The sequence below is a fragment of the Rhizobium sp. NLR8a genome (assembly GCF_019685235.1).
Lineage (GTDB): Bacteria > Pseudomonadota > Alphaproteobacteria > Rhizobiales > Rhizobiaceae > Rhizobium.
This window is the reverse complement of the sequence record NZ_JABDWI010000024.1, coordinates 1-18,903: the sequence shown is the minus strand read 5'-3', so window position 1 is coordinate 18,903 and position 18,903 is coordinate 1. Positions and strand designations below refer to the sequence as shown.

Genomic DNA, 18,903 nt, shown 5'->3' with positions numbered 1-18,903 from the left:
CTGCGGTGCTTCTCAGATCAAAACTCCCACGGGGAAATCAATTCAAGGTTCGTGGTCACGAAATCGCTCAGGTTTCGCGTCGCGAGCCGACCGCCATTAACCCTCGCAATAGCTGCGATCATGCCATCCGGCGCTGACATGCCGCGCCCCTGATGAGCTGCGGTCCCCATGATCTCGCCATAGGCAAGAGCGGCTTCTTCGGTCAGGCCAAAAATCCGGTCCGCGAAGCGGCGCCGCCAGTCGGAAAGTCCCTGTTCGAGGCGCTCGGCTCGTTGGTCCGGCCGGATCTTCTGGATACCGAAAGCGATCTCGGCAATCGTCACCGTGGGCAGTGCCAGTTCAGCATCATGACGAACCAGCCATGCGATTACCGCTTCATCAGGCGATTTTCTCAACGTCTCCGAGACGACGTTGGTATCGAGAAAAATCAAAGCTCGATGCCTTTATGCGCCTGCCGGTCTTCTTTCAGGACGGCCTCGAGGTCAATATCCGTCCCACTTTGCTGCGAGAGCCTGTTGTAGAAGGACGATGCCGGCTCACGGCCGGCCTCGCGTATTTCATAGGATTCCAGCGCCCGCTCGACGATATCGGCTATCGAGCGGTTTTCGCGGCGGGCGAGTCGATGAGCAAGGTCACGCGCCCTTGCACTTCGTACGGAAAGCTGGGGTTCGGCCATGTTAATTTCCTTTACGACAGATATAGCGCGCTCCAGATGCGCCATCAAGATGGCAATTGATGGCTTGATACCTAGAAGCGTTTCGCGGATCACCCCAATTTTGGGCAGTCTGGGAAGATCTTTTGGAGCCTCCCACATTCTAAAGAATTAACCATATCTCAGCGTTCTTGAGAAATAATGGCATGTGTAAATCAGGCATCTCGAAGAAGAGAAGCCCAAAGTTATTTGGAGAGAGTCTTGGCATTTACCATTGCGCGCAGCCTGGTGGCGTTTGGCATCGCCGTTTCAGCCGGTCTTTTCATGTCGATTGGATTGCAGCAATCGGCGCTTGAAAGGCTGAAAGTCAACGGCCCGGTTTACGAGCAGGTGGTCTACGGCAAGGATCTCATCGCCGATATATTGCCGCCGCCGCTCTTCGTGGTCGAGTCCTATATGCTCTCCTTCGAGGCGAGCAAATTCCCCGAACTCACCGAAACCAATCTGGCGAAGATCGCCAATCTGAAAGCCGCTTACGACGACCGTCGCGCCTATTGGAAAACCACCAGGCTGCCGCAGGCTTTGAAGGACGAGCTTGAAAACGATGTGCTGACGAAGGGCGATGCATTCTGGGACGTGATGAACCGCGAGATCATCCCGGCCCTGAAAGCAAAGGATGAAGACAGGGCCCACGGCGCGATCGAGCAATTGCGCGTCGCCTTCCATGCGCACCAGGATGCTGTAGAGAAGCTCGTCGCCAATTCCGACGCTTTCCTGAAGGGCGAGGAAAAGAACGCAGCTTCGGAAATCGTGACCTGGACGATCTGTGCGGGCGCTGCCGGCTTCGGCTCCTTCACTCTGCTGCTGGCGGGGCTCTATCTCCTGCGCCGCCGGGCAATCGTGCCGCTCGACGGCATGAAGGCCTATATGCGCAACCTTGCCGAGGGCGATTTTTCAACCGAAGTTCCCTATGCGAACCGTTCAGACGAGATCGGCGCCATGTCCAAGGCAGTCGCGGTCTTCCGTCGCAATGCGCTGGAACGCCAGGACGCGCAAAAGCGCGAAGCGGCCCTTCGCGATGCCGAATTCGAACGCGAGCGCAGCCAAATGGCCGAGAAGGCGGCCGAGGAGCGGACACGCGAAACAGTTATCAACGAGTTGACATATGGCCTGGACCAGCTGTCGCACGGCAATCTTGATTGCCGTATCACGACATCCTTTGCCGCCGCCTATGAGAGCTTGCGCGCCAAGTTCAACGACAGCATGAACGCGCTTTCCGCCTCAATTGCGGAGGTCGCCCAGACCTCCAGGCAGGTCGGCAGCTCCTCCGCCGGCATCACGGATGCCGCCGACAGCCTTGCATTACGCACCGAACAGCAGGCAGCGATGCTTGAAGAGGCTACGAGTGCGCTCGGCGAAATGAACGCCAAGGCCAAGGATGCTTCGAACCATGCCGGCAAGGCGACCGGCATGATGGCCGAGACGCGCAGCAGCGCCGAACATTCGGCGGCCATCGTTCGCGATGCGATCGCCGCCATGCAGAAGATCGAAGGTTCGTCCGCCCAGATCGGCGAGATCGTCAACGTCATCGACGAGATCGCCTTCCAGACCAATCTTCTGGCGCTCAACGCCGGCGTCGAAGCCGCCCGCGCCGGCGAGGCCGGCAAAGGCTTCGCCGTTGTGGCGCAGGAAGTGCGCGAGCTCGCTCTTCGATCAGCCAACGCCGCCAAGGAGATCAGATCTCTGATTTCCACGTCATCGTCTCAGGTTTCCACCGGCGTGGAGCTTGTCAACCGCACCGGCAGGGCGCTTACGGAAATCGAAGGTCAGGTCGAGCAGGTCGCCGGCCTGATCGCCCGCATCGTTTCGGTTTCCTCCGAGCAGGCGGTGGCGATCGGGGAAATCAACGCCTCCGTCAACGCGCTCGATGAGGTCACGCAGCACAACGCCGCCATGGCCGCGGAAACGGTCTCAGCCTGCCGCGCGCTCGGCAGCCAGACGCAGACGCTGGAAGGAATTGTCGGTCGCTTCCAAACCAATGCGGCAGCTGCCGGGTCAAGAGCGCGCAAGGCGGCTTGACACAGATCGAGGGGTGACATTCATCTCACACGCCCGCCGTCATTTCAGTTCGTCACAATCGCCACGACCCCAACGCAGTCGCCTGATTTGACCAGCCCCGGGAAATGCCGCGCACAGAGAATGCCGTCCATGGCGGCACGGATCTCGCGCGGCGCCTCACCCGTCCTCCCGGTCGGATAGATGCGGGCGATGACAGCATCCTTGGCGACCGCTTCGCCGAGGTCGATGGCGGGTTCGATCAACCCGCCCTGTTCCGCGAAGGAGAAACAGCGGCCGTCCGGCATATCAAGCCAGGTCGTTGGCCCGGTATCGACGGCACCGGCGACGATACCGGCATGCCGCAGCACGTTGATCGTGCCGCGTTTTGCGATCGCCGCTGTTCTGGCCGTGGCAGTACCTCCACCGCCGAGTTCGGTCGTGATGAAGATCTTGCCCATCTCCTCGGCCGCCGTGTCGTACATGCCGACCGCATCGATCTCCAGCATCTTCATCGAATAGGGTGCGGCAAAGGCTGTCACGAAATCGAAAGCCTGCGCCTCCTGTTGTTTGTTCGGCAGGATGTGCGCTGCGCAGAACGGGAGAAAATCGAGCGTCTTGCCGCCGGAGTGGAAGTCGAGCACGAGATCCGCCATCGGCAGAAGCACACGCTGGAAATAATCGGCGATCTTTTCGGTCACCGTACCGTCCGGACGACCCGGGAAGCTGCGGTTCATGTTGCCTCTGTCGATCGGCGAGGTCCGGGTTCCCGCAAGGAATGCCGGGTAATTCATTGCCGGCACGATGATGACAGCGCCGCTCACCTCCTCTGCCTGCAGCGAACGGGCGAGATCGAAGAGCGCGATCGGCCCCTCGTACTCGTCGCCGTGATTGCCGCCGGTCAGGAGCGCCGTCGGTCCCTTGCCGTTCCTGATGACCGTTATCGGAACCATCACCGAGCCCCAAGCGGAATCGTCGCGACTGTAGGGCAGCCTCAGGAAACCGTGCTGGACGCCCTCGGCGGCGAAATCCACCGTCGCGCTGATCGGCGACGGCCGCAAGCCAGTCTCTGTCATGACAGCCTCAATCCTTGACCATCAGCTTGCGCGGAACGCTGGCGAGGCATTCGACACCGCTCTCGGTGATGAGGATGCTCTCCGTCGTCTCGAAACCCATGTCCTCGAGCCAGAGGCCGGTCATGAAATGGAAGGTCATGCCGGGCTTCAACTCCGTCCGGTCGCCTGGCCGCAGGCTCATGGTGCGCTCGCCCCAGTCCGGCGGATAGGAAAGCCCGATCGGGTAACCCGTGCGGTTGTCCTTGACGATCCCGTATTTCTTCAGCACCGTGAAGAAGGCATTGGCGATATCCTCGCAGCGATTGCCGGGTCTGGCGACCGCAAGACCGGCTTCCATACCTTCCAGGGTCGCTTTTTCGGCGTCGAGAAAGGCCTGCGTCGGCTTGCCGAGGAAGACAGTGCGCGACAGCGGCAGATGATAGCGGTTGTAGCAGCCGGCAATCTCGAAGAAGGTGCCCTCCCCCTTCTTCAACGGCCGATCATCCCAGGTCAGATGCGGTGCGGATGCTTCGACGCCGGACGGGAGCAGCGGCACGATGGCCGGATAGTCGCCGCCGATGCCGTCGACGCCGCGCGTGCCGGCATCATAGATTTCCGCCACCAGATCGCACTTGCGCATGCCGACTTCGATCTTGTCGAAGATGCGGGCGTGCATGGCTTCCACGATCCGGGCCGCATTGCGCATGTACTTGATTTCGGTCTCGCTCTTGACCGCGCGCTGCCAGTTGACCAGCGCGGTCGCGTCGACGAAGCGCGCATTCGGCAGATGCCTCTGCAGCGCGGCGAAGGCGGCGGCCGAAAACCAGTAATTGTCCATCTCGACGCCGATCGTCAGCTTGGCAAAGCCGCGCTCCGTCAGGATGCCGGAGAGGTAATCCATTGGATGACGCTCGGTGGATTGCACGTAGTGATCGGGATAGCCGACGATATTGTCGTGCGTGAGATAGGCGGTGAGCTTGGCACCATTGGCGTCCTGGCCGCGGCCGAACCAGATCGGCTCACCCTGCGGCGGCACGATCACCGCCTGGTGCACGTAGAAGGACCAACCGTCATAGCCGGTCAACCAGGCCATGTTCGAGGGATCGCTGACAACAAGCAGGTCCACACCCTTCGCTTCCATGGCACGCCGTGTTTTTTCCAGCCGCGCGGCATATTCGCCGAGCGAAAACTTCAGATTGGGCTGGGTCATGTTTCTTCCCTTCTTTTCCGGCGCCGCGCCGGTCAGCTTTCGAATGTGGTCCCCGCCTTCATCACGCCGGCGCGGGCGAAGGCAAGGGTGGCGATAGCAGTGTCCTGGATGCCGGTGCCGGTGAGGTCGGCAATGGTGATCTGGTCGCTGCTCGTTCTGCCCGCCGTCCGACCGGAAACGATCCGGCCGAGCTCGGCAAGCTCGGCATCGGCCGCGACCAGGCCGGCTTCGATTGCGTGGTGCAATTCGCCGAGGCGGCGCGTCTGTTTCAGATTGTCGGCGACATAAAGACCGGCCCGGACGATGGCCGCCGGATCAATTTCGTTCTTGTGCTCCGCATCCGACCCCATGGCTGTCAGATGCTGCCCGGGTTCGAGCCACTCGGCTTCGACGATCGGTTTTTCCGCAGGCGTGGTGGTCACGATAATATCGGCGCCGGAGATTGCTTCTCTCGGATCCGAGGCGGCACTGACGGGAAATCCAAGTTTCCCGCTCAATTCGGCCGCTGCCTTCTGCGCCCTGGCGGCATCACGGGCCCAGATCCTGGCCTCGGCGATAGGCCGCACCAGCGTCAGTGCTTCGAGTTGCAGCCGAGCCTGCATTCCGGCGCCGAAAATTGCGGCCACGCTGGAGTCTTGCCGTGACAGGTATTTCGCGGCGACGGCTCCGGCTGCCGCGGTGCGCACATCCGTGAGATAGCCATTGTCCAGAAGCAGCGCCTGCACCAGGCCGATCCGGCTGGACAGCAGCACCATCATGCCATTGGTGCTCGGCAGTCCGATCTTTGGATTGTCGAAGAAACCGGGGCTGATCTTGATGGCGAAACCTTCAATGCCCGGAACATAGGCGGTCTTCACATCGACCTCACCCCGATATTCCGGAATGTCGAGCCGCAGAATTGGCGGCATGGCGACTGCCTTCGTGGCAAGCGCCGCGAAAGCCTGCTCGATGCAGGCGACCGCATCGCGATCGAGCACCACGATCTTGCGCAATTCCGCTTCCGTCAGAATGATCATGCGGTTCATGGGCCACCTTCCGTGAATGCCGTACCCTCGCCGTTGATCACCCGGCGGTGCTGTTCCATGTCGACATTTCGCCCGGAAAGGATCGCAACGACCGGGCCGCCGGAGCTGATCTTGCCCGCCAGCAGCGCTGCTATTCCGACCGCTCCCGCCCCCTCGATGATCTCGCGCTCGCAGGCATAGGCATGACGCATGCCTGCGGCGATCTCCGCCTCCGTCAGCAGGACGACCTCGTCGAGAAGCGCCTGGCACATGGTGAAAGTCACGCGATTGTCGAGGCCGATGCCGCCGCCGAGCGAATCCGCAAGGCTTCTCACTTCCTCGACCTGCACCGGCCGTCCGGCATCGAGGCTCGCTTTCATCGCGGCGCCGTGTTCCATCGTCAGGCCGATCACTCTCGTTTTCGGATTGACGCCCTTGATCGCGGCGGCAACGCCCGCGGCAAGGCCACCGCCCGAGAGCGGCACCAGAACCGTGGCTGTCTGCGGCAATGCATCGACGATCTCGAGCCCCAGCGTTCCCTGCCCGGCTACGACAGCCGGATGGTCAAAAGGCGGAACCATCACCAGCCCTTGCTCTCGCACCAACCGGTCCACCTCCTCCTGCGCCTCGTCCTGTGATCGACCGACGATGCGCACATCGGCACCCAGACGGCGGATTTCTGAAACCTTGTTCGCCGGCACCAGCCGCGACATGCAGATCGTCGCGACCATGCCTTGTGCCTTCGCCGCATGGGCAAGCGCCCGGCCGTGATTTCCCGTCGAGGCGGCGACGACGCCACGCACGCGTTCCGCCGGCGACAATGACGCTACCGCATTGGTCGCCCCGCGAAGCTTGAAGCTGCCCGTCGTCTGATGATGTTCGAGCTTCAGCCAGACCGGAACGCCCGCGATCTCGCCGAGCGATGCCGACGACACGATCGGCGTTTCCACAACACGGCCGGCGATCCGGTGCGCCGCCGCACGGATATCCTCCATCGAAACTGGCAGGAGACCCTTCATGCGCTCAGCCTTCCCCATAGGGTCTGGTCATCAACCGACCGAGTTCGGGCCGCGCCTGATCATCGCCACAGAGCCGCAGGCAGGCCCAGGCGGTGGCGAGATTGCTGGTCACCACCGGCTTGCCGGTCTCGGCTTCGATGCGGGCGGCGACCTGTGCGGCGCGCACTGCAGTGCAGGAAATGAACAGTGCATCGGATTGCGGCGCCAGCGCCTGGCGGGCGAAGGCTGCAATGTCATCCGGCGCAATCCGTGCCATCTCGCGGTCGTCGCTCAGACCGAGGCAGGTAAAGAGATCGATCGCAAAACCAAGACGGGTGAAATAATCCGCCATCGGCCGGCTGGTTTCGACTGTATAAGGCGTCAGCACGGAAATCCGCCTGGCGCCGAACGCCTTCAGGGCTTTCACAGCCGCCGCCGTTGGCATCACAACGGGAACGCCGGGTTTGGCCGCATGGATCGCTTTCTCGATCTTGCGGTCGCCGATGACAACAGAGGCGGAGGTGCAGGAATACATGACGGCATCCAGCGTCTCATCCGGCAGAATGAGCCCTGCGCCTTGGGTCAGCGACGGCTGCATCTTCAGGAGATTCTCCGGTGTCACCGGATTGGCGTAGTGGATGCGGCTGACATAGACGCCGATACGGTCGCTGGCGACCATCCGCCGGAAGTCGACTTCCGTCGTGTGGTCGGTCGCCAGGATGACGAGGCCGATGCGCTTTTCCAGCGGCCGGTCGTCCAGCCGTGGCAGTCGGCCGGCGGGAATGATCTCGATCGATGCCGTCATGTCAGTCATCCACCCTGGCATAGCGCTCCTCGAGCCAGCGCAATCCGACAACCGAAATCAAGCTGACGACGAGGAAGAAGACGCCGACGAGCGTCATGGGTTCAATATAGCGATAGTTGCTATTGGCGATGCTTTTGGCCTGGTTCATCAATTCCAGCACGGTGATCGCCGACAGCAGCGGCGTTTCCTTGAACATGGCGATGAAATAATTGGCGAGCGCCGGGATCATCGGCGGGATCGCCTGCGGCAAGATCACGTGGATCCAGGCTTGGCGCGTCGTCAGATTGGTGGCCTTGGCCGCCTCCCATTGTCCGCGCGAAACGTTCTCGATGCCGGCGCGATAGACCTCGGCCGCATAGGTCGCATAATGAATGCCCATGCCGATGACGCCGGCGGTGAGCGGCGACAGCCGGATGCCGATATCCGGCAGGACGTAGAAGATGAAGTAGAGCTGCACCAGCAGCGGCGTACCGCGGATGAATTCAGAGACGAAGCCGACCGTTCTGGAAATGACGGCGACCGGTGACCGCCGCGCGATGGCAAGCGCGAGGCCTGCGACCATGGCGACAGCAGCGCCGAGGATAGTCGCGAGAATGGTGATCTTGAACCCTTCGAGAAGGGTCGGCATGATCTGCCAGACGAAGTCCCAATCCCATTCCATATGATCAGGTCCTCATGCCATCGAGGCCGCGTGTCATCCGTCGCTCCAAGAGGCGCATCGCCGCCGAGATGGCGGAGGCCATGAGGAAATAGAGGATGAGGATCGCTGCGAAAGGCACCAGCGTATTGCCGGTCTGCGCCCGCACCACTTGCGCCTGAAAGGTCATGTCGGTCAGCGAGATCAGCGACACGACGGCAGTGCCCTTCAAAAGCTCGATCGCATTGTTGCAGAAGGTCGGCAGCATCAGCGGCAACGCCTGCGGCAGTATGACGTGGCGCATGCGCTGGTATCGCGACAGATTGAGCGCGATGCAGGCTTCCGATTGTTCGCGCCCGACGGCCTTGACGGCGCCGCGCACCACCTCCGCGCCATAGGCGCCGACATTCAGACCGAGCGCCAGCACGCCCGCCTGCAGCGGCGTCAACGTCAATCCCGCGAAGGGCAGGACGAAATAGACCCAGAAGAGCTGGACGAAGATCGAGGTGCCGCGAAAGAATTCGATATAGGCAGTCGCCAGAGCCCGGAGGGCAAAGAAGCGCGACAGGCGGCCGAGGCCGGCCAGGAAGGCCATGACGAGCGCCAGCGCCGAGCCCATGATCGTCAGCTCGAGCGTCACCAGGGCGCCTTGAAGGATCAGTGTCAGATAGCCGGACCACACCGACATCGGCAGCTCACTTCTCTGGAGATGGTGCGAAGGGCAATCGGCCATGGCGGGAGCATGGCCGGCTGCTTACATCAGATCACTTGGCTGCGGCGCAGAGCTTTTCGCGGCTCGTCGACATCGCCGCCTTGGCCGAGAAGCCGTAGGGTTCGATGATCTTGGCGAATTCGCCCGATTCCTTCAGTTTCTTCAGCTCGACGTCGAAGGCATCGCGAAGCGCGACGTCCTGCTTGCGGAAGGCGGCGCCGTCGCAATAGACCGGCGCGTTGACGACGGGGGCGACGGTTTCGAGGTTCGGATCGTTCGCTTTGGTCAACAGATCGTGGATCGACAGGACCGGCAGCGAATAGACGTCGATGCGGCCGTCCTGCAGCATCTTAATGCCGCTCTGCCCGTCCGGAACCACGATCACGCGGTCACGCGGCACGCCGGCTTCCAGCGCCAGCTTCTCTTCCGTGCCGCCGCCCGGCGCGCCGATCTTGGCGTTCGGGTTATCGGCGATATCCTTGTAGCTCGTCAGCTTCAGCGGGTTGCCCTTCTTGAGAGCAAAGGCCTCAGCGTCGCATAGGATCGGTTCGGAATAGGCGACGGCATTGCAACGTTCCGGCTTCATGAAGAGGCCCGCCGTAATTGCGTCGTGTCGGCCGGCCTGCAGGCCGGGAATCATTGCGCCGTACTCGGAGATCGAGGCAACGACTTCCTTGACGCCGAGCTTTTCGAAGATCACCCGCGCCACATCGGGCGCGGCACCCGAGACCTTGCCGTCGGCGCCGACCGCCGTGAACGGCGGCTCGTTGGCGATGGCGATACGGGCAAAGCCCTGCTCCTTCAGCTGTTCGAGCTTGTCATCGCCGGCGCAAGCCTGGCCGGCTGCTGTCATCAGCAGCGCCGACAGGCCGATGGCGTTCAAAATATATCCTGCTTTCATCGTTCCCAACTCCTCTGGCTTTCCTTGCGCTTTGTTTTTGCGGGCAATGTCGGATCTCAGACGCGGTGCCCTGCCGCGATGATCTTGCGCAAGAAGATCTGCGTCCTCTCCTGCGTCGGATTGCGAAAAATGTCGCCGGGTTTGCCTTCCTCAACGATCCTGCCGCGATCGAAGAACAGCACGCGGTCGGCAAAGTCGTGGGCAAAGCCCATCTCGTGGGTGACGAGCAGCATCGTCATGTCGGTCTCGGAGGCGAGACGGCGCATGACGTTCAGCACCTCCTCGACCAGCTCCGGGTCGAGCGCCGAGGTCACCTCGTCGAACAGCATGATCTTCGGTGACAGCGCCAGCGCCCGGGCGATGGCGACGCGCTGCTTCTGCCCGCCGGAAAGCTGCGCCGGCACGCTTCTAGCCTTATCGGCGAGACCGACCATGTCGAGAAGCTCCATTGCCCGCTTTTCGGCTTGGGGCCGCTTGATGCCCTTGGTCAGCATCGGCGCCAGCGTCACATTGTCGAGCACGCATTTGTGCGGGAATAGATTGAAGTGCTGAAAGACCATGCCGATCTTCTCGCGCATGCGATGCAGATGCCGTTCATCGGCCGCCACCAGCCCGTTGCCATTCGGCATGTGATAGAGCTGCTCGCCATCGACCTCGATATGGCCGCCGCTGATCGTTTCGAGCGTCATCAGGATGCGCAGGATCGTCGTCTTGCCGGAGCCGGACGGCCCGATCAGCGCCAGTTTCTCGCCCGGCATGACATTCATCGACAGGCCGTCGAGCACGGTCAGCGGGCCGTATCTCTTGACGATGTTGTCGATGCGGATGATGGGCGCAGGCATTCATGTCTCTCCCTGTTGAGACAAGCAATGGCCTAACGATGACGGCGCTCGAAAATCATGTCAATTCGTAAAATAATATCATGACAATTATTCTGCGTCTGCCGCAAATGAGGCGCCGGCCTCAAATTGCGAGCAGCAGCTCTTCGGGATTTCCCTGCGCCAGTGAGGCAACGATCCCCAGTCCCGTCCGCAGCTCGCCTTCCGTCGTCGAGCCGAGCGAGATGCGCACCGCCGGCGTCCAGCCGTGATCGGCGGTGCGGAAGGATTTGCCCGGCGCGATCGCCACGCCCCGCAGCCTTGCCTGCGACACGAAACCATCTTCCGTATGGTTGCCGGAAAGCGGCAGCCATACATGCAGGCTTTGCGGATGCGTTCGATAGAACAGGCCGGCCAGCATATCCGCGGCGATCGCATGGCGCCCGACAAGGGCGCGGCGCTGCCAGTTGACGAGTTCCATCGCCGTTCCGTCGCTGACCCAGCGGGTGGCGATTTCGGCCATCGCCGGTGTCGCCATCCAACTGGAGACCAGATGCCGGTTGGCAACGGCGGCGACATAGCGGTCAGGGGCAACGAGATAACCGATCCTGAGGCCGGGAACGGTGATCTTCGTGAAGCTCGTGACGTAGAGCGTGCGTTCCGGCGCGAAGGCGGCCATCGGTGGCGCGCGGTCCTCGACCATCGGGCCGAGAATGTCATTTTCGATGATTGCTATGTCGTGTTTGGCGGCAACGGCTGCCAGAGCTTGCCGGCGCTTGGCGCTCATCAGCGCCGCCATCGGATTGATCACCGACGGCTGCAGGAAAATCGCCCGGACCGGCCCCGTCCGGCAGGCTTCATCAAGCGCTTCGGGTATCATCCCCTCCTCGTCGATCGCCAGCCCCTCGAGATGCAGGCCGAGATAGCTGGAGAGCGGCACCAGCGTATGATGGCTGATCGCCTCGGTGGCAACGGTCGAACCGGGCGGGGCGACGCTCATCAGCGCCACCGTCATGCCCGAAGTCGCGCCATTCGTCACGCTGATGTTCAGCGGCGATACGTCGAGCCCGCAGCGCTCCAGCCATTCGGCAGCAACGGCACGATGGCGGGGAAAAACCATATTCGGCCGGAACGACAGGGCCGAGCTGGAAGGCAGATTCTCGGAGAGCCAGCCGAAGGCCTGGCGTAGCCTTTCCAGATGGATCTGCTCGCAGACCGGTTTCAGGATCGAAAGATCGATCACCTCCCCCAGCCGTTCCGGCAGGTAAGGCGGCTCCGGCTCGGGCGGCCGCGTCTGCACGAAGCTGCCGCGTCCGATCTCGCCCGATATCAGTCCGCGGCGGCTCAGCTCGTCATAAGCGCGGCTCACCGTCTGCACGGAAAGATGCAGATCATCCGCCAGCTTGCGATGCGGCGGCAATTGCGTGCCGTCGGAGAGCTTGCCGTCGGTGATCGCATTGGCGATCTGCTCGGCGAGCGAGAGATAGGCAGGGCGGCGGAGTTGCGAGGGATCGGGACGCCAATTTGTCATGATTTTAACACTGCTGAAAATCAGTTCAATTGACAATGCCAAAATGCACTTCCATTGTCTTTTCACCGCGTTTGAAATGATTTCTTTCTAAAGAAAGCGCCATGAAGCTCGACGCCATCGACTTGCGCATCCTCGACGCCGTCCAGCACGACGGCCGCATTACCAAGCTGGCGCTGGCCGAAAAGGCAGGGCTGTCGCCGACGCCGTGCTGGATGCGGCTGCGCAAGCTCGAAAAGGCGGGGATCATTACCGGCTACCACGCCCGGATCGCCCCGCGGCGCATTGCGCCGGTGGCCAGCGTGATGATGGAAGTGACGCTCGCCAATCATCGCCAGGCCGATTTCGAGCGCTTCGAGCGCGCCGTTGCCGCAACTCCCGAGATCGTCGCCTGCTGGTCGGTCGGCGGCGGCGTCGACTATATCCTGAAAATCATGGCGGCCGATATCGACGCCTATCAGCGGCTGGTCGACGGCCTTCTCGACCGCCAACTCGGCATCGACCGCTACTTCACCTACATCGTCACCAAGACGGTGAAGGAGGATACAGTCCTTCCGGTCTCTTCCTTCGCCGTCTCCGGGGAAGAACAGAGCGCCTCCTAGACAATCTCTCTAGCAGGCGGCCGTCCTTTAGACCGTCTGTCTCTTTCCGCCTTCGGTAAAGGACAATCTCTCGTCGGCTCTTGTGGAAGACTTGCGTCAACCGCAACGAGGAGATTGGACATGACCGCCGTGTTTGCCCGCCCCGACTTTCATGATGCGCTGTCACGGCTTGCCGACCGTCATCTCCTGCGCGATCTCGCCTATGTCGGCGGCCGGTGGATCGCAGGGGCCACAGGCAAAAGCTTCGCTGTTGCCGATCCGGCCTCTTCGGCAACGCTGGCATGGGTTGCGAGCCTCGATGCTGAGGAGACGGCGATGGCGATCGATGCGGCGTCGCAGGCCTTTGCCGCTTGGCGCGCGATGCTGCCGCAGCACCGCGCGGCGATCCTGCAGAAATGGCACGCGTTGATGCTCGCCGCCAGGGAAGATCTGGCGCTGATCATGACGCTCGAACAGGGCAAGCCGCTTGCCGAAGCGCGCGGTGAGATCGACTACGCCGCCTCCTTCATGGAGTGGTATGCCGAAGAAGGCAAGCGGCTGAACGCCGAAAGCGTCACCAGCCATCTAGCCGGAGCGGAAATGATTGTCCGGCGCGAGGCGCTTGGGGTCGTCGGCATCGTCACGCCTTGGAATTTCCCTTCCGCTATGCTCACCCGTAAGGCGGCCGCAGCACTTGCCGCCGGCTGCACGGTCGTCGCCCACCCCTCCTCGGAAACGCCGCTTTCTGCCCTGGCGCTTGCCGAACTCGGCGAACGGGCCGGTATTCCCGCCGGCGTCTTTAACGTGGTCACCGGCCATGCTGCAACGATCGTCGGACGGATGTGCGGCGATAGCCGCCTGCGCGCCATGAGCTTCACGGGTTCGACCGAAGTTGGACGCCTGATCGCCGGCCAGTGCGCGCCGACCATGAAGCGGCTGGTAATGGAACTCGGCGGGCACGCGCCGCTGATTGTCTTCGACGATGCCAATGTCGCGAAAGCCGTCGAGATCGCCGTCGGTGCCAAGTTTGCCACGTCAGGCCAGGATTGCCTTGCCGCCAATCGCATTTTTGTCCAGCGGTGCATCGCCGATGTCTTCGCCACGGCTTTTACCGCGCGCATCGGCGCGCTGAAGGTCGGCGCAGGCATCGAAGCTGAAAGCGAAATCGGGCCGCTGATGCATGAACGCGCTGTCGTCAAGGTCGAGGACCAGGTTGCCGACGCCTTGGCGCGTGGCGCGCGGCTCGTTGCAGGCGGCAGCCGCCATAGAGCCGGCCCACTCTTTTATCAGCCGACGCTTTTGACGGATGTGCCGGCGGATGCGCTGATCATGCGCGAGGAGACTTTCGGGCCTGTGGCAGCACTTGCCATTTTCGATACGGAGGAAGAGGTCGTCGCCCGTGCCAACGACACCGAATATGGCCTGGTCGCCTATGTCGTCACCGAAAATGGCGCCCGCCAGATGCGCCTGGGCCGCGCGCTGGAATACGGCATGGTGGCGATCAATCGCGTGAAGATCACCGGCGGCCCCGTCCCCTTCGGCGGGTGGAAGCAGTCCGGCCTCGGCCGGGAAGGCTCCCGCCACGGGCTCGAGGCTTTCACCGAGCTCAAGTATCTCTGCATCGACACCGCCGCCTGAGCGCCCATTTCAAGAGAGGATAGGATATGCTCGAGCAAAGCAACGAACTCACCGCCTGGGACCGCGACCACTTCTTTCATCCCTCGACCCATATGGGCATGCATGCGCGTGGCGAGACGCCGACGCGGGTCGTCACCGGGGGCGAAGGTGTCTACATCACCGACACCAGCGGCCGCAAAAGCCTCGATGCCTTTGCCGGGCTTTATTGCGTCAATGTCGGCTACGGCCGCCAGGAGATCGCCGACGCCATCGCCAAACAGGCGAAGACCCTCGCCTACTACCACGCCTATGTCGGCCATGGTACGGAAGCGTCGATTACGCTTGCGAAAATGATTATCGACCGCGCGCCCGCGGGCATGAGCCGCGTCTATTTCGGCCTTTCCGGCTCGGATGCCAACGAGACCAACATCAAGCTGATCTGGTATTACAACAACATTCTCGGCCGGCCGAAAAAGAAGAAGATCATCTCGCGCTGGCGCGGCTATCACGGCTCCGGCGTCATGACCGGTAGCCTCACCGGTCTTGCGCTTTTCCACAATGCCTTCGACCTGCCGCGTACGCCCATCCTTCACACCGAGGCGCCCTATTATTTCCGCCGCCCCGACCGTTCGATGGACGAGGACCAGTTCTCGCAATATTGCGCCGACAGACTGGAGGAGATGATCCTCGCCGAAGGCCCCGATACCGTCGCCGCGTTCATCGGCGAACCGATCCTCGGCACCGGCGGCATCGTGCCGCCGCCGCGGGGCTACTGGCAGAAGATCCAGGCCGTGCTCGACAAATACGACATCCTGCTTGTTGCCGACGAAGTCGTCACCGGCTTCGGCCGTCTCGGCACCATGTTCGGCTCGGATCACTATGCCATGAAGCCGGACCTGATCACCATCGCCAAGGGCCTTACCTCGGCCTATGCTCCGCTTTCCGGCTCGATCGTTTCGACCAAGATTTGGCAGGTGCTGGTGCAGGGCTCCGATCAGCTCGGCGCAATCGGCCATGGCTGGACCTATTCCGCCCATCCGATCTGCGCTGCCGCAGGCATCGCCAATCTGGAATTGATCGACGAACTCGGCATCGTCGATAATGCCGGCACGACCGGCAGCTATTTCCGGTCGCAATTGCAGGAGGCGGTTGGCAGCCATCGGAATGTCGGCGAGGTCCGCGGCGACGGTCTGATGGCGGCAATCGAATTCGTCGAGGATAGGGACGATCGCCGGTTCTTCGATCCCGCCCGCAAGATCGGTCCGCAGGTCGCATCCGCCCTTCTCGAACGCGGCGTCATCGGCCGCGCCATGCCGCAGGGCGACATTCTCGGCTTCGCTCCACCGCTCTGCCTCAGCCGGGAAGAAGCAGACGTCGTCGTCAAGGCGGCTGCGGACGCGATCGAGAGTGTTTTCAAAACCATCTGAGGAGAAGAGCCGCATGACGATCCCGGAAAAGATGGCGGCGGTGTTGCTCACCGGCCATGGTGGCTTGGAAAAGCTCGTCTACGACAGGGACGTTCCTGTCCCAACACCGGCGGAGGGTGAGGTGTTGATCCGAGTCACTGCCTGCGGCATGAACAATACCGACGTCTGGGTGCGCCAAGGCGCCTACGGCACAGAAGATGATCCCTCCGCCGTCTCCACCTGGCGCAGGCAGGGCAATACTCTGACATTTCCACGCATCCAGGGCACCGATACCGTCGGCCATATCGTCGGCGTCGGCGCGGGCGTTGATCCGAGACGCATCGGCGAACGCGTCATGGTCGACTTCTCGATCTATAATCGCGATGACGACAGTCTTGCCGACATCGATTACATGGGCCACGGGCGGGATGGCGGCTACGCCGAATATATGGCGCTTCCGGCCGAGAACGCCCATGTCGTCGCGACCGATCTGACCGATGTCGAGCTTGCTACCTTCTGCTGCGCCTATCTGACCGGCGAACGTATGCTGGAACGGGCAAGGCTTGTCGCCGGCGAGCGCGTTCTCGTCACCGGCGCTTCGGGCGGCGTCGGTTCAGCGATCATCCAGCTCGCCCGCGCCCGCGGCGCCATCCCGATCGCGGTCGCAGGCCCCGGCAAGGAGGCGGCGATGATCGACATCGGCGCCGAAGCGGTAGTGACCCGCAGCAAGGGCGATCTTGTCGAGGCCGTCCATTCCGCAAGTGGTGGCCAGCCGATCGACGTCGTCGCAGATCTGGTCGGCGGACCGCTGTTCAACGATCTCTTGAAGATCCTGCGTCCGGAAGGCCGCTACACGACGGCCGGCGCCATCGCCGGCCCGGTCGTGCAGCTCGATCTGCGGACGATATATCTGAAGCAGCTCGAGCTGCACGGATCGAGCCAGGGGAGTCGCGCCGATTTCCGCAGGCTCGTCGACTATATCGAAGGCCGCAAAATCCGGCCCCTCGTCGGCGGCGTCTATCCGCTGTCGGACTTCCACCGGGCGCAGACCGAATTCATGGCGAAAAACTTTGTAGGCAAACTGGTCGTCGTTCCCGACGCGAGATGATCTCCGTCGCACCGCACGAACCTTATCGGGTCTGCGGCGTTCCACCGCCATGGAAAACGCTTTCGATCGCACCGGGTACACGCAGCTTCGGACGATGGAAGGCGTCCCTGCCTTCGTGATGGAGGCGCAGCGATCCGTCGCTCGGCGGAGTCGCTGATGCCAGTTTCCCAGGCCATGAGATATCCCACCGCCGCCGAACTCGGCAGAATTCGCCGCGCCGCCGCGATCGCTCGGCTCATGGACACCGCAGTCAGGTTGCCTTTGGGCGTACGGATCGGTGCAGACTCGGTTCTCGGCCTCATCCCGGCCGTCGGTGACGTTGCCGGGTCGCTTATCGGTCTTTTCATCATCGACGAAGCAAGGCGCCTCGGCCTTCCCGCGCATAAGCTCGCCCGCATGGCGGTCAATCTCGGCGTCGACGCCGCCTGCGGCACGGTTCCGCTGATCGGCGATCTCTTTGACGTCTATTTCAAGTCGCACCGCCGGAACGTCGGGATCATCCTCGAGCATTTCGGCATCAGCGAAGACGAGCTGAACCAGCGCATTTGACGAGTTCGACCGCCCTCCGAAGAGCCTGCCTAAAGCTCCGTCAGGGCGCCGGCCGTCTTGACTGCGTGATCAAGAACAAATTGCAGCTTGGCGGCATGGCCGAAACCCGGCTCATCCCTCTCCCCTTTTTGCACGGCGTTCGCAAATCTCTGGAAATTGGTGATGACCGGCTCGACCTCGATCTTGCGCCAGATCGCCTTGTCGGCATCGGCGCCTTCACAGGCCCTGAGGGTGGAGCCTTCAGGCGTATGCACCACCTCCAGCGCCCCCTTGTCTCCATGCAAGCGCAGGCGCAATTCGTTCAGATGGCCTGTCGCCCAGCGCGTCGCATGAATGACACCGGCCGCCCCGTTTTCGAGTTCGGCCATCATCAGGAAGCTGTCATTTGCATCGAGTTCGTATTCTCCGATCCGGTTCCCAGGACTCTTGTCGAAAACCTTGAGATGCGACGCCGCCGCCTTGACGTCGCTTCCGGCGGCAAAAACCGCGAAGTCGAGAATGTGGATACCGACATCGCCCAGCACGCCATTGGAGCCGTGCTTTGTCGAGAGCCGCCAAAGCCATTGGGATTCTTTGGTCCAGTCGCCCCAGGCCTTGGAGACCAACCAGCTCTGCAGATACGAGGCTTCGAAGTGGCGGATCGCGCCGAGGCGGCCATCCAGTACCATCTTTCGCGCCGCCTGCAGCGGCGCCACGTTACGATAGGTAAGGTTTACCATCGCGACCTTGCCGGACGCCGCCGCGGCGTCGGCCATCTCCTTGGCCTCGCGGTAGTTGACGGCCAGGGGCTTCTCGCAGAGCACATGTTTGCCGGCGCCGAGTATCTTCATTGTCGTGGAATAATGCGCGCGATCCGGCGTCACATTGGTCACGGCGTCAAACTCCCCCCACGCAAGGGCGTCATCGAGCGATGTGAAGGTAAGCGGGATGCCATGCCTGAGCGCGAAGGCCCGAAGTCGGACCTCGTCGGTATCAACGGCAGCAACAATCTTGACGCCGGCGATTTCCGAGAAATTCATGGCATGGGTGTTTGCCCATCCTCCCGTTCCGAGAATGATCAAGCGCATTTGTGTCCTCATAGTCGTTTATCAAATTCAGCGGTAACCGGCTTCGCCGGCCTGGTGCAGTTTCGGGCCGCGTTCGACGATCGGCTCCAATGCCTTTTCCACGGGCACATTTGGAGCGTCGGTAATGCCAGTCAACGCGCCTTCAGGGTTGTAGGCCCACTTGACGCCGTTGATCAGCACCTTCTGCACCGTGGCGTCGT

Annotated in this window: 19 protein-coding genes and 1 pseudogene; 6 read left to right on the top strand and 14 right to left on the bottom strand. The window is 62.1% G+C overall.

The features are described from left to right. Positions 1-17: 17 nt before the first annotated feature. Together HJC04_RS30890 and HJC04_RS30885 are read right to left on the bottom strand one after the other, a co-directional pair. Entirely contained in the window at positions 18-431 is a 414-nt protein-coding gene (locus HJC04_RS30890; RefSeq protein WP_210631923.1) for a type II toxin-antitoxin system VapC family toxin, read from the bottom strand. Next, positions 428-676 (bottom strand): type II toxin-antitoxin system VapB family antitoxin, encoded by a 249-nt coding sequence (locus tag HJC04_RS30885; protein ID WP_210631922.1) that lies wholly within the window; start codon positions 674-676, stop codon positions 428-430. The genes HJC04_RS30890 and HJC04_RS30885 overlap by 4 nt, the downstream gene beginning before the upstream one ends. A gap of 237 nt (positions 677-913) precedes the next feature. Here HJC04_RS30885 and HJC04_RS30880 point away from each other — a divergent pair, with 237 nt between their 5' ends. After that, positions 914-2,731, top strand: a complete 1,818-nt coding sequence (locus tag HJC04_RS30880) for a methyl-accepting chemotaxis protein (RefSeq protein ID WP_210631921.1) — start codon at positions 914-916, stop codon at positions 2,729-2,731. A gap of 44 nt (positions 2,732-2,775) precedes the next feature. On the opposite strand, the gene doeB is transcribed toward HJC04_RS30880, so the two are convergent. The 10 genes from doeB to HJC04_RS30830 form a co-directional block, all read right to left on the bottom strand. Then, positions 2,776-3,783, bottom strand: coding sequence for a N(2)-acetyl-L-2,4-diaminobutanoate deacetylase DoeB (gene doeB, locus HJC04_RS30875; protein ID WP_210631920.1), 1,008 nt, complete (start codon positions 3,781-3,783; stop codon positions 2,776-2,778). Between the two features lie 7 nt (positions 3,784-3,790). Continuing rightward, entirely contained in the window at positions 3,791-4,972 is a 1,182-nt protein-coding gene (gene doeA / locus HJC04_RS30870) for an ectoine hydrolase DoeA (RefSeq protein WP_210631919.1), read from the bottom strand. Between the two features lie 32 nt (positions 4,973-5,004). Beyond that, positions 5,005-5,997 (bottom strand): ectoine utilization protein EutC, encoded by a 993-nt coding sequence (eutC, locus tag HJC04_RS30865; RefSeq protein ID WP_221147789.1) that lies wholly within the window; start codon positions 5,995-5,997, stop codon positions 5,005-5,007. Then, a complete protein-coding gene (gene eutB / locus HJC04_RS30860; protein WP_210631917.1) occupies positions 5,994-6,995 on the bottom strand; it encodes a hydroxyectoine utilization dehydratase EutB in 1,002 nt (333 codons plus the stop codon). The genes eutC and eutB overlap by 4 nt, the downstream gene beginning before the upstream one ends. A 4-nt stretch (positions 6,996-6,999) precedes the next feature. After that, the gene (eutA, locus tag HJC04_RS30855; protein ID WP_210631916.1) at positions 7,000-7,779 is read right to left on the bottom strand and encodes an ectoine utilization protein EutA; all 780 of its coding nucleotides are present in this window, start codon (positions 7,777-7,779) and stop codon (positions 7,000-7,002) included. Between the two features lies 1 nt (position 7,780). After that, entirely contained in the window at positions 7,781-8,440 is a 660-nt protein-coding gene (gene ehuD / locus HJC04_RS30850; protein WP_221147788.1) for an ectoine/hydroxyectoine ABC transporter permease subunit EhuD, read from the bottom strand. A gap of 4 nt (positions 8,441-8,444) precedes the next feature. Then, positions 8,445-9,104, bottom strand: coding sequence for an ectoine/hydroxyectoine ABC transporter permease subunit EhuC (gene ehuC, locus HJC04_RS30845; protein WP_207603351.1), 660 nt, complete (start codon positions 9,102-9,104; stop codon positions 8,445-8,447). A 76-nt stretch (positions 9,105-9,180) separates the two neighbouring features. Continuing rightward, entirely contained in the window at positions 9,181-10,029 is an 849-nt protein-coding gene (gene ehuB, locus HJC04_RS30840; RefSeq protein ID WP_210631914.1) for an ectoine/hydroxyectoine ABC transporter substrate-binding protein EhuB, read from the bottom strand. A gap of 56 nt (positions 10,030-10,085) precedes the next feature. Beyond that, the gene (ehuA, locus tag HJC04_RS30835; RefSeq protein WP_210631913.1) at positions 10,086-10,871 is read right to left on the bottom strand and encodes an ectoine/hydroxyectoine ABC transporter ATP-binding protein EhuA; all 786 of its coding nucleotides are present in this window, start codon (positions 10,869-10,871) and stop codon (positions 10,086-10,088) included. A 121-nt stretch (positions 10,872-10,992) separates the two neighbouring features. After that, entirely contained in the window at positions 10,993-12,378 is a 1,386-nt protein-coding gene (locus tag HJC04_RS30830; RefSeq protein WP_221147787.1) for a PLP-dependent aminotransferase family protein, read from the bottom strand. A gap of 101 nt (positions 12,379-12,479) precedes the next feature. Here HJC04_RS30830 and HJC04_RS30825 point away from each other — a divergent pair, with 101 nt between their 5' ends. The 5 genes from HJC04_RS30825 (at position 12,480) to HJC04_RS30805 (ending at position 17,636) form a co-directional block, all read left to right on the top strand. Next, a complete protein-coding gene (locus HJC04_RS30825) occupies positions 12,480-12,977 on the top strand; it encodes an Lrp/AsnC family transcriptional regulator (RefSeq protein WP_210631911.1) in 498 nt (165 codons plus the stop codon). Between the two features lie 120 nt (positions 12,978-13,097). Then, positions 13,098-14,594 carry an NAD-dependent succinate-semialdehyde dehydrogenase gene (locus tag HJC04_RS30820; RefSeq protein ID WP_221147786.1) on the top strand — a complete coding sequence of 499 codons (1,497 nt, stop codon included), beginning with the start codon at positions 13,098-13,100 and terminating at the stop codon, positions 14,592-14,594. A gap of 26 nt (positions 14,595-14,620) precedes the next feature. Then, positions 14,621-16,000 (top strand): aspartate aminotransferase family protein, encoded by a 1,380-nt coding sequence (locus HJC04_RS30815; RefSeq protein ID WP_221147785.1) that lies wholly within the window; start codon positions 14,621-14,623, stop codon positions 15,998-16,000. 13 nt (positions 16,001-16,013) lie between these two features. Then, positions 16,014-17,087, top strand: coding sequence for an alcohol dehydrogenase family protein (locus tag HJC04_RS30810; RefSeq protein WP_210631908.1), 1,074 nt, complete (start codon positions 16,014-16,016; stop codon positions 17,085-17,087). A gap of 156 nt (positions 17,088-17,243) precedes the next feature. Continuing rightward, the gene (locus HJC04_RS30805; RefSeq protein ID WP_210631907.1) at positions 17,244-17,636 is read left to right on the top strand and encodes a DUF4112 domain-containing protein; all 393 of its coding nucleotides are present in this window, start codon (positions 17,244-17,246) and stop codon (positions 17,634-17,636) included. Positions 17,637-17,665: 29 nt separating this feature from the next. Here HJC04_RS30805 and HJC04_RS30800 read toward each other — a convergent pair whose 3' ends face one another. Together HJC04_RS30800 and HJC04_RS30795 are read right to left on the bottom strand one after the other, a co-directional pair. Then, on the bottom strand, positions 17,666-18,703 hold the full coding sequence (locus tag HJC04_RS30800) for a Gfo/Idh/MocA family protein (protein ID WP_210631906.1): 1,038 nt from the start codon (positions 18,701-18,703) through the stop codon (positions 17,666-17,668). A 27-nt stretch (positions 18,704-18,730) separates the two neighbouring features. Further along, positions 18,731-18,903: pseudogene (locus tag HJC04_RS30795) on the bottom strand (trehalose utilization protein ThuA); the annotation flags it as partial.

What these genes read in the sequence shown, in the direction of transcription:
- HJC04_RS30805 (WP_210631907.1), top strand. Translation starts at nt 17,244, where the DNA reads ATGCCAGTTTCCCAGGCCATGAGATATCCCACCGCCGCCGAACTCGGC.
- HJC04_RS30815 (WP_221147785.1), top strand. Translation starts at nt 14,621, where the DNA reads ATGCTCGAGCAAAGCAACGAACTCACCGCCTGGGACCGCGACCACTTC.
- ehuA (WP_210631913.1), bottom strand. Translation starts at nt 10,871, where the DNA reads ATGCCTGCGCCCATCATCCGCATCGACAACATCGTCAAGAGATACGGC.
- doeB (WP_210631920.1), bottom strand. Translation starts at nt 3,783, where the DNA reads ATGACAGAGACTGGCTTGCGGCCGTCGCCGATCAGCGCGACGGTGGAT.
- HJC04_RS30800 (WP_210631906.1), bottom strand. Translation starts at nt 18,703, where the DNA reads ATGCGCTTGATCATTCTCGGAACGGGAGGATGGGCAAACACCCATGCC.
- ehuB (WP_210631914.1), bottom strand. Translation starts at nt 10,029, where the DNA reads ATGAAAGCAGGATATATTTTGAACGCCATCGGCCTGTCGGCGCTGCTG.
- HJC04_RS30810 (WP_210631908.1), top strand. Translation starts at nt 16,014, where the DNA reads ATGACGATCCCGGAAAAGATGGCGGCGGTGTTGCTCACCGGCCATGGT.
- eutA (WP_210631916.1), bottom strand. Translation starts at nt 7,779, where the DNA reads ATGACGGCATCGATCGAGATCATTCCCGCCGGCCGACTGCCACGGCTG.
- eutC (WP_221147789.1), bottom strand. Translation starts at nt 5,997, where the DNA reads ATGAACCGCATGATCATTCTGACGGAAGCGGAATTGCGCAAGATCGTG.
- HJC04_RS30820 (WP_221147786.1), top strand. Translation starts at nt 13,098, where the DNA reads ATGACCGCCGTGTTTGCCCGCCCCGACTTTCATGATGCGCTGTCACGG.
- ehuC (WP_207603351.1), bottom strand. Translation starts at nt 9,104, where the DNA reads ATGTCGGTGTGGTCCGGCTATCTGACACTGATCCTTCAAGGCGCCCTG.
- HJC04_RS30885 (WP_210631922.1), bottom strand. Translation starts at nt 676, where the DNA reads ATGGCCGAACCCCAGCTTTCCGTACGAAGTGCAAGGGCGCGTGACCTT.
- eutB (WP_210631917.1), bottom strand. Translation starts at nt 6,995, where the DNA reads ATGAAGGGTCTCCTGCCAGTTTCGATGGAGGATATCCGTGCGGCGGCG.
- ehuD (WP_221147788.1), bottom strand. Translation starts at nt 8,440, where the DNA reads ATGGAATGGGATTGGGACTTCGTCTGGCAGATCATGCCGACCCTTCTC.
- doeA (WP_210631919.1), bottom strand. Translation starts at nt 4,972, where the DNA reads ATGACCCAGCCCAATCTGAAGTTTTCGCTCGGCGAATATGCCGCGCGG.
- HJC04_RS30825 (WP_210631911.1), top strand. Translation starts at nt 12,480, where the DNA reads ATGAAGCTCGACGCCATCGACTTGCGCATCCTCGACGCCGTCCAGCAC.
- HJC04_RS30830 (WP_221147787.1), bottom strand. Translation starts at nt 12,378, where the DNA reads ATGACAAATTGGCGTCCCGATCCCTCGCAACTCCGCCGCCCTGCCTAT.